Below are 12,765 nucleotides of genomic sequence, written 5' to 3'. Positions count from 1 at the left end.
CCTATGCAATGTCTCGGTCGCGCGTGTGCCCACCGGGAGGAATCAACCGAATGAGAGTCTGGGCAGTTGCCAATCAAAAGGGTGGAGTCGGCAAGACCACCACCTCCATCGCGTTAGCCGGTTTGCTGGCCGAGGCAGGCAAGCGCGTGGTCGTGGTCGACCTGGACCCCCACGGCTCCATGACCAGCTATTTCGGTTACGACCCGGATGCGCTGGAACACAGTTGCTACGACCTGTTCCTGCACAAAGGCAGCGTGCCCGGCGACTTGCCTGGGCAACTGCTGCTGCCCACCAGCAGCGACAGTATTTCGCTGTTGCCGTCCAGCACCGCCCTGGCCACCCTTGAGCGCCAGTCGCCGGGCCAGAGCGGCCTGGGCCTGGTGATCGCCAAGACCCTGGCGCAGCTGTGGCAGGACTTCGACTACGCGATCATCGACAGCCCGCCCTTGCTCGGCGTGCTGATGGTCAACGCCTTGGCGGCCAGCCAGCAGTTGGTGATCCCGGTACAGACCGAACACCTGGCCGTCAAAGGCCTGGAGCGCATGGTCAGCACCCTGGCGATGATCAATCGTTCGCGCAAGCAGGCGTTGCCGTACAGCATCGTGCCGACCTTGTTCGACCGGCGTACCCAAGCCTCCCTCGGCACCCTGCGCGTACTGCGCGATGCCTATCCGGACACCATCTGGAACGGCTACATCCCGGTAGACACGCGCCTGCGTGACGCCAGCCGCGCCGGGCTCACGCCGTCGCAATTCGACGGCAAGAGCCGTGGCGTGCTGGCTTATCGGGCGTTGCTCAAGCACCTGCTGTCCCAGCAGCTTGTGGCGCAGGTGGCCTGATGAACCGTCCCCTGGACTTCAAGACCCGGCCGCAACTGGCACTGGAATCCTACCTGGATGCCTTGCTGCAGGAGGCGACCGCCGAGGAACTGCCGGAACCGATCCTGGTGCTGGAGCCGGCCGTCGAGCCTGACGCTGCGCTGGATGAGTTCCAATTGGCGGTGCTTGAGGAGCAGGCCCGCGATGCACACGTCGAAGCGACGCCGCTGGTGGTGCCAATCACGCCTGAGGTGGTGGCGCCGGTGGTGGTCGAGCCGATCGTGGAAGTGCACCTGCCGCCGAGCATCACGCCGCCGCCGGTGACCGGCGATGGTCGCCCGTCGTGGGCCGCCGAGCCGTTCGAATGCCTGCTGTTCGACGTCGCCGGGTTGACCCTGGCGGTGCCGCTGGTGTGCCTGGGCTCGATCTATTCCCTGGAAGGCCAGGAGCTGACGCCGTTGTTCGGGCAACCGGAGTGGTTCCTCGGCATCCTGCCCAGCCAGGCCGGCAATCTCAAGGTGCTGGACACCGCGCGCTGGGTGATGCCCGACCGCTACCGCGACGATTTCCGCCAGGGCCTGCAGTATGTGATCTCCGTGCAGGGCTACGAGTGGGGGCTGGCGGTGCATCAAGTCAGCCGCTCGTTGCGCCTGGACCCGAACGAAATCAAATGGCGCAGCCACCGTGGCCAACGGCCGTGGCTGGCGGGCACCGTGATCGAACACATGTGCGCGTTGCTCGACGTCGCCGAACTGGCCGAGTTGATCGCCAGTGGTGCGGTCAAGGAAATGGCGCAGAACAAACGCAGTTGATTGAACAATAAAGGTCGTGCGGTTGCGCGGCCCATTAGCACACACGCCGTCGATAGCGGCATTTGAAGGGGTCAGAAGCATGAACAAGTCAGCGTCCACACAAGGTTTGGATGATCCGATCCTGCAATGGGTGACCTTCAAACTGGACAACGAGTCCTACGGCATTAACGTGATGCGCGTGCAGGAAGTGCTGCGCTACACCGAGATCGCTCCGGTCCCGGGTGCGCCGAGCTATGTGCTGGGCATCATCAACCTGCGCGGCAACGTGGTGACGGTGATCGACACGCGCCAACGCTTCGGCCTGGCGCCGACCGATGTCAACGACAACACGCGCATCGTCATCATCGAAGCCGACAAGCAAGTGGTCGGGATCATGGTCGACAGCGTGGCCGAAGTGGTCTACCTGCGCCAATCGGAAGTGGAAACCGCACCGAACGTGGGCAACGAAGAATCCGCCAAGTTTATCCAGGGCGTGTGCAACAAGAACAACGAGCTGTTGATTCTGGTTGAGCTGGACAAAATGATGAGCGAAGAAGAGTGGTCGGACCTGGAGAGCATCTGATTGTTTCTTGAGGCGGCGGTGATCGTCCTGGCCCTGTTGTGGGCCGGGACTTTGGCGTTTGTGCTGCGCTATGTGCGCCAGCAACGGGAGTTGGCCTTGCAACAGGCCGAGCGCGATGCGGTGCGTGACCGGCGCATTCTGGAGCTGGTCAAGCGTGTCGATCATTTCCAGCAGAGTGCGGTGCGGGTGGGGGATGAAGTGCATGAACTGCGCGCGATTCTCGGGCCGCTGCCGGACAAGTTGGTGCAGTTGGAGCAGCGCGATCCTGCGAACCTGTCGTTCGCCCAGGCGGCGAAGCTGGTGGGCATGGGCGCAACCGTGGATGAGCTGACGCAGTCGTGCGGCTTGACCCAGGCCGAGGCGCAGTTGATGAGCAAGTTGCACAAGAGCTGATTCGGGCCGGGCTTGCTGGATTCAATGTGGGAGGGGGCTTGCTCCCGATGGCGGTGTATCAGTCAGCTTAACTAGAGCTGACCCACCGCTATCGGGAGCAAGCCCCCTCCCACATTTTGATCTCCGTACATCTGCCAAATTTGTCCAGCCACAGACTTTTCCTCATCCCCAAGGGTCAACATCCTGCAAGCACCTTGACCCAGGAGAGTTCCCCAAATGACCACCGCCAAAGCCCTGTTGATCCTCCACGGCAAACAAGCCCTCAACGAGGACGTGCGCGCGGCTGTGCTGGCCCGGCGTGAGCAGGGTTGGGAGCTGGCAGTGCGGGTGACCTGGGAAGGCGGCGATGCCCAGCGCCTGGTCAATGAAGCCCTGGCCGACGGTTACACCCACATCATCGCCGGCGGTGGCGACGGCACCTTGCGTGATGTGGCCGAAGCCATGGCTCACGCCAATACCGATGCCAGCCTGGTGCTGATGCCGCTGGGCACCGCCAATGACTTCGCCAAGGCCGCCGGCGTGCCGTTGGAGCCGGCTGGCGCCCTGGCGTTGCTGGACGTTGAACCGAGGGCGATTGACCTGGGCCAGGTCGGCGGGCAGATATTCTTGAACATGGCCACCGGCGGTTTCGGCAGCCAGGTCACCGCCAACACCTCCGAAGACCTGAAGAAAATCCTCGGCGGTGCCGCCTACCTGTTCACCGGTTTGTCGCGTTTCAGTGAATTGAAGGCTGCCTACGGTGAGCTGGAAGGCCCGGATTTCCATTGGAAAGGCGAGCTGCTCGCGCTGGGGATCGGCAACGGGCGCCAGGCCGGGGGCGGGCATGTGCTGTGCCCGGGTGCGCTGGCCGATGATGGCCTGCTGGACATCAGCATCCTGCCGGCGCCCCAGGAGGTGGTCGGCACCTTGCGCGAATTGATGAGCAATGGCTGGGGCCTGGACACCATGTTCGTGCGGGCACGCCTGCCGTGGGTCAATATCAAGGTGGCGCAGGGCTTGTACATCAATCTCGATGGCGAGCCGCTGGAAGGCGATGATCTGCATTTCGAGGCCTTGCCCAAGGCCCTGCGCGTGCACCTGCCGCTGGGTTCGCCCCTAGTCGTCCAGGCTGATGATCTGCTCGCGCACCGCGAATAACACCAGGCCCGCCACGTCGAAAATCTGCAGGCGCTTCATGATCTGCGAGCGATGCGCTTCTACCGTCTTGATGCTCAGGCCCAGGCCGTGGGCGATTTCCCGGGTGGACTTGCCGCGCACGATCAGGCGCAGGATTTCCAACTGGCGCGCCGTCAAGTTGTGGCTATGGGGCGCGGGCGTCGCAGGGCCGTTGCTGCGGATCAGTGCTTGATTGATCACGGTGTGGGCGATGGCCGGGCTCAGGTAGCGCTCGTTGTTGCGCAAGGCATGCAGGGCGTGTTCCAGCTCGTTGGCGGTCATGTCCTTGAGCAGGTAGCCGTGGGCACCTGATTCCAGCGCGCGCATGATCAGGTCGGGGTCGGTGTGCATCGACAGGATCAGCACTTTGCTCAGGGGATAGGCGCCCTTGAGTTCCTGCAAGGCATCCAGGCCGCTGGTGTGTTTCATCGACAGGTCCAGCAGCACGATGTCCGGCTGCAGGGCGCGAAATTGCGCGAGCACTTGCGCGCCATCGCTGGCCTCACCGATCACGTCGTAGCCGGGCATGTCCAGGATCAGCGCACGCACGCCTGCGCGAATCAGTGCGTGGTCATCCACCAGGAGTAAATTGCAGGTCACTCGAAACCCTTAGGGGAACTGGCACGTTCGAGGGCGCGGGGCGCCCAGGGGAAAAGCGCGTCGATCCGCGTGCCTTGGCCTGGCTGACTGCTGACCGACAAGGTGCCGCCCAGTTGGTCTATCCGCTCGGCCATGCCGGCCATGCCGCGTTGGCCTGCAAGGCCTGGGTCGGTAGCCGGCGAAAAGCCCTGGCCGTCATCGCAGATCATCAGCGACAAGCCTTCGGGCAGGCGTCGCAGGCACACCCGCAGGTTGTGTGCCTGGGCGTGACGGAGCATGTTGGTCACGGCTTCCTGGGTGATGCGAAACGCCGCCACGGCCATTTCTTCAGGAATACCGGTCAGGCGTTGCTGGCATTCCAGGCTCCAGCACACCGAGGTGTTTTCCAGGGTCTTGAGCAGGTGCGCGCGCAAGCTGGCTTCCAGGCCCAGGCTGGCCAACTGGCGCGGGTTGAGAATGGCCGACACGTCGCGCACTTTGGCCAGGGTTTCGTCGAGGGTGTTGCACAGCACCGTGCAGTGCTCGCGCAGCTCTGGCGGCAGGCGACGCTGCAGCCATTCGCTTTGCAGCTTGGCGGCGGTCAGCAGTTGGCCGATGTCGTCGTGCAGTTCGCGGCTGAGGCGATGGCGTTCGTTTTCCTGGACCTGCAACAGTCGGTCGGCCAATTCCTGGGGTTGGAATTTGATGGATTTGCGCGAACGCCATTGGTGCAGGCCCACCACCGCCAGCGTGGCCAGGTTGACCAGCAGGATCAGCAGCGACCAGGGCGAAGCATGCGCGTAGGCCCACACGCTGACCGACAACGAACACAGGCACAGCGCAAGGACGATGCGGCGTGCGTTGCTGCGCGACACAGACCTTGAGAAAAGGGGCTTGAGGTTGGCGTACATAGCGGATGGAGCCACTGAGGGTTCGCTGCGGGGAGACCGGTTGGCCGGGCTCTGTTTGGAATACGCTGCCGAATCGTGTTTAACCATGATGAAGTTGAGTCACTTCGAGTGGGGGCATAGTACCACCCCTGTTACCGTTGGTCGCCTGATTGGTTTATGGCCCGCGCAAATACTCTGGGGGGTAATCCCAGAGTTGAAAAAGTTGTATTAGTAAAGTTGGTTTGTATAGTTATTGCGTAGATGGCTAAGTGATATTTCTGCCTTTCTCGCCGTTATCGGTCGTTTTTGGACAGGTCAGCTATCGTCGGTGACATGCTTGGGACTCAGGACGCATGATGCAACCGCTGCTGTGGTTTATGCCGGAAATCCTTTTGCGGAATCTGCAAGGTAACCGTCGCGATCAACGACGTTTGCTCGGTCTCGTCCAGGGCCAGTTCGCCGGTGCGCGTGTCGATCAGCTCCAGTTGCCAGGCCAGCAGCGTGAGGCAGTCATGTAACGCATCCAGTGCCTGGTCATGCAGTTGCATCGGGTTCTCGGCGTTGGCAATGAGGTCCTGCAGGTGCCGCGAGAACTCGCTGATCGCCTGCAGCGCCAGGCTATCGGCCTTTTCAGCCAGTTTGGCGAGGCTGGTTTTCATACAGTCGATGGCGTCGCTGTCGTTGCGGATCAAATGCAGGTGGCTCAAGCACTCTTGGGACTTGATCAGCAGCATTTCGGCCTCCAGCAGAAACTCGGGAAGTGCCGTTTGCCATTCTTTCGCGCTATTCATCATGCATGTCTCCGCAACTCAAGCTCGGGTGATGAGATGTCGCACCGGGTGAATAGCTTAAAACTAGCGCTGAAATATGATTTGAGCTTGTAGGTTGATTCCGATATTCCAGTAGGACATTTATTGAAATGCTCACGAAAGTCGTGCGTAGTCCCAGTTGAGCGGGATGACACGACTTCAGTTGCCGATACGTGAGTGCCTGGAAGGCCCATGGGCCTAGGGCGTGGGATGGCAAACAAAAGCCTGACTCCATTCATGCAATGAGAATGGCGTCACATTAATGGCTATTAGATATCGCGAATATCAGGTCGGGCCTGATTGCGCGTAGGGGAATCCCCTACGTCATGGAACCGCACGCCGATTGGAGTGTCGTGCAAGGCCCACGCAGCCCGAGGACAGGGCTGATGCAGTAAAGCATGATGTCAGTGTGACATCAATGTATTTACATGGCATTTTAGCGGGGTCAAGGTCTGGCGCTTGCCGCCGATAACTTGCCTATACGAACTGCACACCCTCTCAGCGCGCAACCCATGTGCACACCAGGAGCTCTTAATGGCCGGCATTCTCGACACCGTAGATCAACGCACGCAATTGGTGGGTGAGAATCGCCTGGAGATTCTCATGTTCCGCCTGTTCGGGCGGCAGCTGTTCGCGATCAACGTGTTCAAGGTGCAGGAAGTGCTGCAACTGCCCAAGTTGACCCTGATGCCCCAGCGCCATCCGTTTGTCTGCGGCGTGGTCAACCTGCGTGGCCAGACGTTGCCGGTGATCGACTTGTCCCAGGCGATCGGCATGCGCCCGCTGGTGCCAGGGCCCAACAGCACCATTATCGTCACCGAGTACAACCGTTCGGTGCAGGCGTTCCTGGTGGGCGGCGTCGACCGCATCGTCAACATGAATTGGGAAGCCATCCTGCCACCGCCGGCCAGCGCGGGGCGCCAGCACTATCTCACTGCCATCAGCAAGGTCGATGACCAGTTGGTGGAAATCATCGACGTGGAAAAAGTCCTGGCGGAAATCGTGCCTTATAACGCCAAGGTCTCCCGGGAAAAACTCGAGGACCCAGTGCTGGAACGCGCCCGTGGCCGTGAAGTGTTGCTGGTGGACGACTCCAACGTAGCGCTGTCGCAGTTGAAGGACACCCTGGGCCAGTTGGGCGTGAAGATGCACATCGCCAGCGACGGCCTCAAGGCGCTGAACATGCTCAAGGCCTGGGCCGACAGCGGCCAGGTGATGACCGACAAGCTGCTGATGATCTTCACCGACGCCGAAATGCCCGAGATGGACGGCTACCGCCTCACCACCGAAATTCGCAATGACCCGCGCCTGCGTGACCTCTACGTGGTGCTGCACACCTCGCTGTCGGGGAGCTTCAATGACTCGATGGTCAAGAAGGTCGGCTGCGACAATTTTCTCTCCAAATTCCAGCCGGACAAGCTGGTGGATGTGGTGCGTCAACGACTGATGCTGGACGAAGTGCCTGCATGACACTAGGGTATGCGACTTTGTTCCCCAGGAATGCAGGCTCATGCTCCGTCTCAGCGCGTTGTACCGTTACCCCTTGAAATCCGGCAAGGCCGAGGCCTTGCAGCAGAGTGGCCTGGATAAACTCGGGCTGGCAGGGGATCGACGCTGGATGCTGGTGGACGAAGCCAGCGGGCGCTTCCTTACGCAACGCGCCGTGGCGAAGATGAGCCAGTTGACGGCGCTGTGGAACGCGGCGGGCGGCCTGACCCTGAGCTCGCCTGGCTATGGGACGCTCGACGTAGCATTGCCCGGCGCCGATGCGTTGCGCGGTGTGATCATCTGGCACGACACCCTGCGCGTGCCGGACGCGGGCGATGCGGCAGCGGCCTGGGTCAGCGCCTTCATCGGCAAGCCCACGCGCCTGGTGCATATGCCCCTGGAGCGTGCACGCTCGACCCAGGCCGGTTTTGGCCGGGATGACGATCAAGTGGGGTTTGCCGATGGCTACCCCTTGCTGCTGATCGGCCAGGCTTCCCTGGACGATTTGTGCGCGCATATCGGCCGGCCGATGGAAATGCTGCGCTTTCGTCCCAATCTGGTGATCGAAGGCGGCGAGGCCTTTGCCGAGGATGGCTGGAAACGCTTGCGCATCGGCGATGTGGAGTTTCGCGTGGTCAAGCCCTGTTCACGCTGCATTCTCACGACCGTCGACCCCCAGACCGGCGAGCGCAGCCCGGACCGCGAGCCGTTCGCCACCCTGCAGGCCTATCGCAGCACCGAGAAGGGCCCGATGTTCGGTCAGAACCTGGTCAACGATGGGGTTGGCGAGTTGGAAGTCGGGATGCCGGTAACGGTGCTGGAATAAAAAATGCCCGTCTCGCAGGAGACGGGCATTTTTTTGCGCCGAGTCAGGCTCAGCTGCGGTATTCGCACAGGTAAGCGGTGTCTACGCCAACCTTCAACTGGAATTTGCTGTTGGCCGGGACGTTGAACTGGCTGCCGGCGGCGAAGGTTTCCCACTCGGCGTCAGGCAGTTTGACGATCAGCGCGCCGGAAACGACGTGCATGATTTCACGCTGGTCGGTGCCGAACTCGTATTCACCCGGGGCCATCACGCCGATGGTCGCTGGGCCTTCCGCGGTGCCGAAAGCGATCGACTTGACGGTGCCGTCGAAGTATTCATTGACTTTGAACATGAGTGAATCCTCGGAAAAAAGGGTCAGAACTTACGCCACCCGCTGTAGGAGCGAGCTTGCTCGCGAAAAACCTGAGAGCACCTCGTTAAACCAGATGCGCTACGTTATCGTTGGCGATCTTCGCGAGCAAGCTCGCTCCTACAGGTGGGCAGCATTAAGGCAAAAAGGTTGATCAGTATGCCCAAGCCTTTCAGAGCTGCCTAGACCGGCAAAATCAGCGGCAACAGGCGTGCGGTGTTGCGCGCATCCTCCAGCGCCCGATGCTGCTGGCCGTTGAACTGCATCCCCGCCAATTGCAGCGCGCCATTAAGCCCCAAGGGCTTGTCCAGCCGCCGGGCCTTGGCGAACCGTTGCTTGAGGTTGACATGGGGCGTCTGGCCGAGCGCGCTGGCCAGGCCATGGCGTTGCCATTCCAGCTCGAGTTGCACACGATCGTAGTCGCCCCAGCTGGCCCAGCCTTCCAGGCGTGCCTGATGCTGGCCCAGCCAGCGCTCGAACAGCGGCCACACCTCGGTGATCGGCGTTGCCGCGTCGATATTGGCCTGGGTGATATGGGTCAATTGGCGGCAAAAAGGCGTCAGCAGCGGCCGCCGCAGCGGTCGCACGAAGCGCTGGAAGTGATCCAGCTCGCGGCCCTGGCGGTTGACCAGGCTTGCGCCAATTTCGATGACTTCCATCTCCGTCACGGGCCAGCCGCCGTCATCCGTGGTGGCTTCAAGGTCAATAATCAGCCAATGAGGCATGCGCAGGTTCCCGTACTGTTCCTGTCCTGATGGGGATAGAGCGTAGCCGGGCCTTGTAGTTCCGCCCAGGGGGCTGATTCGCCTGGTTTGTAAACCCCGTACACAAGTTTTGCCCAAGCGCTTGCTTGGGTGGCGGTCACGGCCTAAATTGCCGCCCAAGACGATAGTAGACATGAGGGACAGCAGCATGGACGACCCCCAAGCCCTGCGGGTGATGCGCACCCTGGTCGACGCTGGACAATTGACCGACCCCGAGAGTGCCCGGGGCAAGTTGCTGCAAACCGCGGCGCACCTGTTTCGCAACAAGGGCTTCGAGCGCACCACCGTGCGTGACCTGGCCAGTGCGGTGGGCATTCAGTCCGGCAGCATCTTTCATCACTTCAAGAGCAAGGACGAGATCCTGCGCGCAGTGATGGAAGAAACCATCCTCTACAACACCGCGATGGTGCGGGCTGCGCTGGAAGCCGCGAGCACGGTGCGCGAGCGCGTGTTGGCGCTGATCCGCTGCGAATTGCAGTCGATCATGGGCGGCAGCGGTGAGGCGATGGCGGTGCTGGTGTATGAATGGCGCTCGTTGTCTGCCGACGGCCAGGCCCAGGTACTGGCCCTGCGGGATGTGTATGAGGACATCTGGCTGCAGGTACTGGGCGAAGCCAAGGCCGCCGGTTATATCAGGGGCGACGTGTTCATCACCCGACGCTTCCTGACCGGCGCGTTATCCTGGACCACCACATGGTTTCGCACCCAAGGCAGCCTGACCCTCGAAGAGCTGGCCGACGAAGCGCTGTTGATGGTGCTCAAGGCGGACTGAAGTGCGGCTATTAATTTGCGGGTGAACATTGTCTCCCCAGGGAAAAACGCCTAGCTTATCGCCATCATAGAATTCACGGTGTGTGCCTAGATGTTTTCGCCATGGCGGCTGGCTGCAGGACTGACATTTTGGGCATTGGGTACCGCAGGGTGGGCGCAGGCCAGCGCCGCGCAGTTGGTGAGGATCGGCGCGGCGCATTTTCCGCCGTATACCGTACGCCCTGAGCAAGGCGCCGATACCGGATTGCTGCCGCAATTGGTCGAAGCGCTGAACGCCGTGCAAAGCGACTATCAGTTTGTGCTGGTGCCCACTTCGATTCCCAGGCGTTTTCGCGATTTCGAGCAAGGCCGGGTCGACATGGCGATCTTTGAAAACCCGTCCTGGGGCTGGAAAGACGTGGCCCATACCAGCGTCGACATGGGCCTGGAAGACGCTGAAATCTTCGTCGCCGAGCGTGAACCCGGTCGCGACCAAAGCTATTTCAGCGATCTTGCCGGCAAACGCCTGGCGGTGTTCAGCGGCTATCACTACGCCTTCGCCAACTTCAACCCCGACCCCAAGTACCTGGCTGAGCACTTCAACGCAACGTTGACGTACTCCCATGACAGCAACTTGCTGATGGTCGCCCGCAGGCGTGCTGATATCGCCTTGGTCACCCGTTCGTACCTGAGTGACTTCATGGTGCGCAATACCGAGATGGCCGGGACATTCCTGGTGTCGGAGCGCATCGACCAGGTCTATCACCATTACGCGTTGCTACGGCCCAAAGCCCCGATCACCGGGCCCGCGTTTGCCGGGTTGCTCAAGCAGCTGCGGGATAATGGCCAGATGCTCAAGATCTTCGAGCCGTATCGCATCGATGTAATGCCAGTCCCCTGAGAGCGCTGGAAATCAAATGTGGGAGGGGGCTTGGCCCCTCCCACATGTGTTTTTCAGACCCTGCGCGCAAACGTATCGCTGTGGTTGCCCGACACCTTGCGGCAGTGCACCAGCGCATCGCGGATCATGAAGTTCACCAACGTCGGCGAAACCCCGAGTTCCTTGGCGATATCCTTCTGCGGTACGCCGTGCAGGCGGTACATCTCGAAGGCGTAGCGGGTGCGCTGCGGCAGCTCGGTCAGGGCGTCGGCGATGTTTTCCAGGGTGTTGAAATTGATATGGGAAGTTTCCGGTGAAGCGCCGTGGATCACCACATTCAAGCCTTCCTCTTCGGTCCCGGAATACTTGAGCTCCAGGGCCTGCTTGCGGTAGTGATCGATCGCCAGGTTGCGCACGATCTGGAACAGATAGCTCAGTTGGGCCTTGAACGAGGAGGTGATCGTCGGGGCCGACTGCAGCCGGAAATAAGCGTCCTGCACCACATCCTCGGCACGGGAACGACAGCCGGTAATACGTGCCGCGATCTTCACCAGGATCAGTCGATTGTCGACGAACGCCTGGAGAAGTGGTGAGTCGCACCTGCCTGTGGATACTGGTTCCGTCATGGAAATCACCTGGTTGCAAAAGAGGTTAGGGGAGGGCGTCCTTGCTGAGGCCTCCTACACATCGGGCAACAAATTATGCTGAATGATAATGATTGTCAAATGAGAAGGCGAACTAATCTTATGCCTTCCGGTAAGGTGTGAACCGCGTCTCGCTCGCCCCCGGCGACTAATTATTTGCCGGGGCCGTCCGTTCTTCTGGGTGACAGGCCTGTAAACAAACGGCCAAGGATCAGCACCCGCAGGAGGGCGAAATGGGTTTTTATCGTGCACACAGCGTGTTTCAGCTTGGAGTCCTCGGGTGATGAGTACGCCAACGCCGCTGCGCCTGTTCTGCCTGCCCCATTCCGGCGCGAGCGCCTCGGTCTACGCACGTTGGCGCCGCGTGCTGCCGGATTGGTTGCAGGTGTGCCCGCTGGAATTGCCAGGGCGTGGCATGCGCATGGGCGAGCCGCTGCAGCGCGATATCAAGGCCTTGGCTGCCCAGCTCGCGACTGAAATCAGCCGCGACCTCAATGGCCCCTATGCGTTGTTCGGCCACAGTCTCGGCGGCCTGTTGGCGTTCGAACTGGCCCATGCATTGAAAGCGCGCAATGTGCCGGCGCCGCTGGCGTTGTTCGCCTCCGGCACCGCCGGCCCGGCGCGGCGCGATGTCAGTGAATACGCCATCGAAAAGACCGACGCACAACTGATCGTCCGCTTGCGCGAACTGCAGGGCACCTGCGACGCCGCGTTGGCCAATGCTGAATTGATGGAGTTGATGCTGCCGATCCTGCGCGCCGATTTCCTGCTGTGCGGCAGCTTCACCTATGGCGAGCGCGAGCCGCTAGGCGTGCCGATCCATGTGTTCGGCGGCAAGCAGGACAGCGTGCGCGCCGACCAATTGCTCGACTGGCAGCTCGAGGCCGCCAGCGGCTTTTCCCTCGACATGTTCGACGGTCACCACTTCTTCCTCGTGCAGCACGAAAGCGCCGTGCTGCGCTGTGTGCGCCGCTATGCCGACGAGCACCTGACCCGCTGGCGCCTTGGCGCGGCGCGGCAACTGGCCGCCGGCTGAATCTCACCGA

General features: G+C 61.3%; 16 protein-coding genes. 10 read left to right on the top strand and 6 right to left on the bottom strand.

The features are described 5' to 3' along the window. Positions 1-50 precede the first annotated feature (50 nt). The 5 genes from C4J86_RS18140 to yegS all read left to right on the top strand — a co-directional run bounded on the left by C4J86_RS18140 (position 51) and on the right by yegS (position 3,722). Positions 51-839 carry a ParA family protein gene (locus tag C4J86_RS18140; RefSeq protein ID WP_124371406.1) on the top strand — a complete coding sequence of 263 codons (789 nt, stop codon included), beginning with the start codon at positions 51-53 and terminating at the stop codon, positions 837-839. Further along, positions 839-1,630: a CheW domain-containing protein gene (locus C4J86_RS18135; protein ID WP_124371405.1), complete on the top strand. Its 792-nt coding sequence runs from the start codon at positions 839-841 to the stop codon at positions 1,628-1,630. The genes C4J86_RS18140 and C4J86_RS18135 overlap by 1 nt, the downstream gene beginning before the upstream one ends. A 79-nt stretch (positions 1,631-1,709) precedes the next feature. Then, a complete protein-coding gene (locus C4J86_RS18130) occupies positions 1,710-2,192 on the top strand; it encodes a chemotaxis protein CheW (RefSeq protein ID WP_124371404.1) in 483 nt (160 codons plus the stop codon). Beyond that, positions 2,193-2,585 (top strand): DUF2802 domain-containing protein, encoded by a 393-nt coding sequence (locus C4J86_RS18125; RefSeq protein WP_124363758.1) that lies wholly within the window; start codon positions 2,193-2,195, stop codon positions 2,583-2,585. It abuts the gene before it with no gap. 216 nt (positions 2,586-2,801) lie between these two features. Then, positions 2,802-3,722: a lipid kinase YegS gene (gene yegS, locus C4J86_RS18120; protein ID WP_124371403.1), complete on the top strand. Its 921-nt coding sequence runs from the start codon at positions 2,802-2,804 to the stop codon at positions 3,720-3,722. Here yegS and C4J86_RS18115 read toward each other — a convergent pair. From C4J86_RS18115 to C4J86_RS18105, 3 genes are all read right to left on the bottom strand, one after another. Then, positions 3,681-4,340 (bottom strand): response regulator transcription factor, encoded by a 660-nt coding sequence (locus tag C4J86_RS18115; RefSeq protein WP_124371402.1) that lies wholly within the window; start codon positions 4,338-4,340, stop codon positions 3,681-3,683. The two genes, yegS and C4J86_RS18115, sit on opposite strands and share 42 nt — an antisense overlap. Further along, the gene (locus C4J86_RS18110; protein WP_124372457.1) at positions 4,337-5,230 is read right to left on the bottom strand and encodes a sensor histidine kinase; all 894 of its coding nucleotides are present in this window, start codon (positions 5,228-5,230) and stop codon (positions 4,337-4,339) included. Before C4J86_RS18110 ends, C4J86_RS18115 begins: the two co-directional genes overlap by 4 nt. Before the next feature lie 323 nt (positions 5,231-5,553). Next, on the bottom strand, positions 5,554-6,003 hold the full coding sequence (locus C4J86_RS18105) for a hypothetical protein (RefSeq protein ID WP_177412752.1): 450 nt from the start codon (positions 6,001-6,003) through the stop codon (positions 5,554-5,556). Between the two features lie 549 nt (positions 6,004-6,552). On the opposite strand from C4J86_RS18105, the gene C4J86_RS18100 reads away from it, so the two are divergent. Continuing rightward, positions 6,553-7,488, top strand: a complete 936-nt coding sequence (locus C4J86_RS18100) for a chemotaxis protein CheV (RefSeq protein WP_124371401.1) — start codon at positions 6,553-6,555, stop codon at positions 7,486-7,488. 40 nt (positions 7,489-7,528) lie between these two features. After that, positions 7,529-8,332: an MOSC domain-containing protein gene (locus C4J86_RS18095; RefSeq protein ID WP_124371400.1), complete on the top strand. Its 804-nt coding sequence runs from the start codon at positions 7,529-7,531 to the stop codon at positions 8,330-8,332. 49 nt (positions 8,333-8,381) lie between these two features. Here C4J86_RS18095 and C4J86_RS18090 read toward each other — a convergent pair whose 3' ends face one another. Together C4J86_RS18090 and C4J86_RS18085 are read right to left on the bottom strand one after the other, a co-directional pair. Next, positions 8,382-8,663: a pyrimidine/purine nucleoside phosphorylase gene (locus C4J86_RS18090; RefSeq protein WP_124363753.1), complete on the bottom strand. Its 282-nt coding sequence runs from the start codon at positions 8,661-8,663 to the stop codon at positions 8,382-8,384. Between the two features lie 200 nt (positions 8,664-8,863). Next, positions 8,864-9,406 carry an exonuclease domain-containing protein gene (locus tag C4J86_RS18085; RefSeq protein ID WP_057700884.1) on the bottom strand — a complete coding sequence of 181 codons (543 nt, stop codon included), beginning with the start codon at positions 9,404-9,406 and terminating at the stop codon, positions 8,864-8,866. 187 nt (positions 9,407-9,593) lie between these two features. Between C4J86_RS18085 and C4J86_RS18080 the strand changes: the two genes are divergently transcribed. Together C4J86_RS18080 and C4J86_RS18075 are read left to right on the top strand one after the other, a co-directional pair. Then, on the top strand, positions 9,594-10,217 hold the full coding sequence (locus tag C4J86_RS18080) for a TetR/AcrR family transcriptional regulator (RefSeq protein WP_124367830.1): 624 nt from the start codon (positions 9,594-9,596) through the stop codon (positions 10,215-10,217). Between the two features lie 90 nt (positions 10,218-10,307). Continuing rightward, positions 10,308-11,096 (top strand): ABC transporter substrate-binding protein, encoded by a 789-nt coding sequence (locus C4J86_RS18075; RefSeq protein WP_124371399.1) that lies wholly within the window; start codon positions 10,308-10,310, stop codon positions 11,094-11,096. Between the two features lie 53 nt (positions 11,097-11,149). Here C4J86_RS18075 and C4J86_RS18070 read toward each other — a convergent pair whose 3' ends face one another. Further along, positions 11,150-11,701: an RNA polymerase factor sigma-70 gene (locus C4J86_RS18070; protein WP_124363749.1), complete on the bottom strand. Its 552-nt coding sequence runs from the start codon at positions 11,699-11,701 to the stop codon at positions 11,150-11,152. Between the two features lie 301 nt (positions 11,702-12,002). On the opposite strand from C4J86_RS18070, the gene C4J86_RS18065 reads away from it, so the two are divergent. Beyond that, positions 12,003-12,755 (top strand): thioesterase II family protein, encoded by a 753-nt coding sequence (locus C4J86_RS18065; protein WP_124371398.1) that lies wholly within the window; start codon positions 12,003-12,005, stop codon positions 12,753-12,755. Positions 12,756-12,765: the final 10 nt, after the last annotated feature.

It is taken from the genome of Pseudomonas sp. R2-7-07 (assembly GCF_003852355.1).
Classification (GTDB): Bacteria; Pseudomonadota; Gammaproteobacteria; order Pseudomonadales; family Pseudomonadaceae; genus Aquipseudomonas.
This window is presented reverse-complemented; position numbering and strand designations above follow the sequence as displayed.

Bases quoted from the DNA above. Each gene is read 5' to 3' on its own strand.
- C4J86_RS18140 (WP_124371406.1), top strand. From the start codon at position 51: ATGAGAGTCTGGGCAGTTGCCAATCAAAAGGGTGGAGTCGGCAAGACC.
- C4J86_RS18135 (WP_124371405.1), top strand. From the start codon at position 839: ATGAACCGTCCCCTGGACTTCAAGACCCGGCCGCAACTGGCACTGGAA.
- C4J86_RS18130 (WP_124371404.1), top strand. From the start codon at position 1,710: ATGAACAAGTCAGCGTCCACACAAGGTTTGGATGATCCGATCCTGCAA.
- yegS (WP_124371403.1), top strand. From the start codon at position 2,802: ATGACCACCGCCAAAGCCCTGTTGATCCTCCACGGCAAACAAGCCCTC.
- C4J86_RS18110 (WP_124372457.1), bottom strand. From the start codon at position 5,230: ATGTACGCCAACCTCAAGCCCCTTTTCTCAAGGTCTGTGTCGCGCAGC.
- C4J86_RS18105 (WP_177412752.1), bottom strand. From the start codon at position 6,003: ATGATGAATAGCGCGAAAGAATGGCAAACGGCACTTCCCGAGTTTCTG.
- C4J86_RS18100 (WP_124371401.1), top strand. From the start codon at position 6,553: ATGGCCGGCATTCTCGACACCGTAGATCAACGCACGCAATTGGTGGGT.
- C4J86_RS18095 (WP_124371400.1), top strand. From the start codon at position 7,529: ATGCTCCGTCTCAGCGCGTTGTACCGTTACCCCTTGAAATCCGGCAAG.
- C4J86_RS18090 (WP_124363753.1), bottom strand. From the start codon at position 8,663: ATGTTCAAAGTCAATGAATACTTCGACGGCACCGTCAAGTCGATCGCT.
- C4J86_RS18085 (WP_057700884.1), bottom strand. From the start codon at position 9,406: ATGCCTCATTGGCTGATTATTGACCTTGAAGCCACCACGGATGACGGC.
- C4J86_RS18080 (WP_124367830.1), top strand. From the start codon at position 9,594: ATGGACGACCCCCAAGCCCTGCGGGTGATGCGCACCCTGGTCGACGCT.
- C4J86_RS18075 (WP_124371399.1), top strand. From the start codon at position 10,308: ATGTTTTCGCCATGGCGGCTGGCTGCAGGACTGACATTTTGGGCATTG.
- C4J86_RS18070 (WP_124363749.1), bottom strand. From the start codon at position 11,701: ATGACGGAACCAGTATCCACAGGCAGGTGCGACTCACCACTTCTCCAG.
- C4J86_RS18065 (WP_124371398.1), top strand. From the start codon at position 12,003: ATGAGTACGCCAACGCCGCTGCGCCTGTTCTGCCTGCCCCATTCCGGC.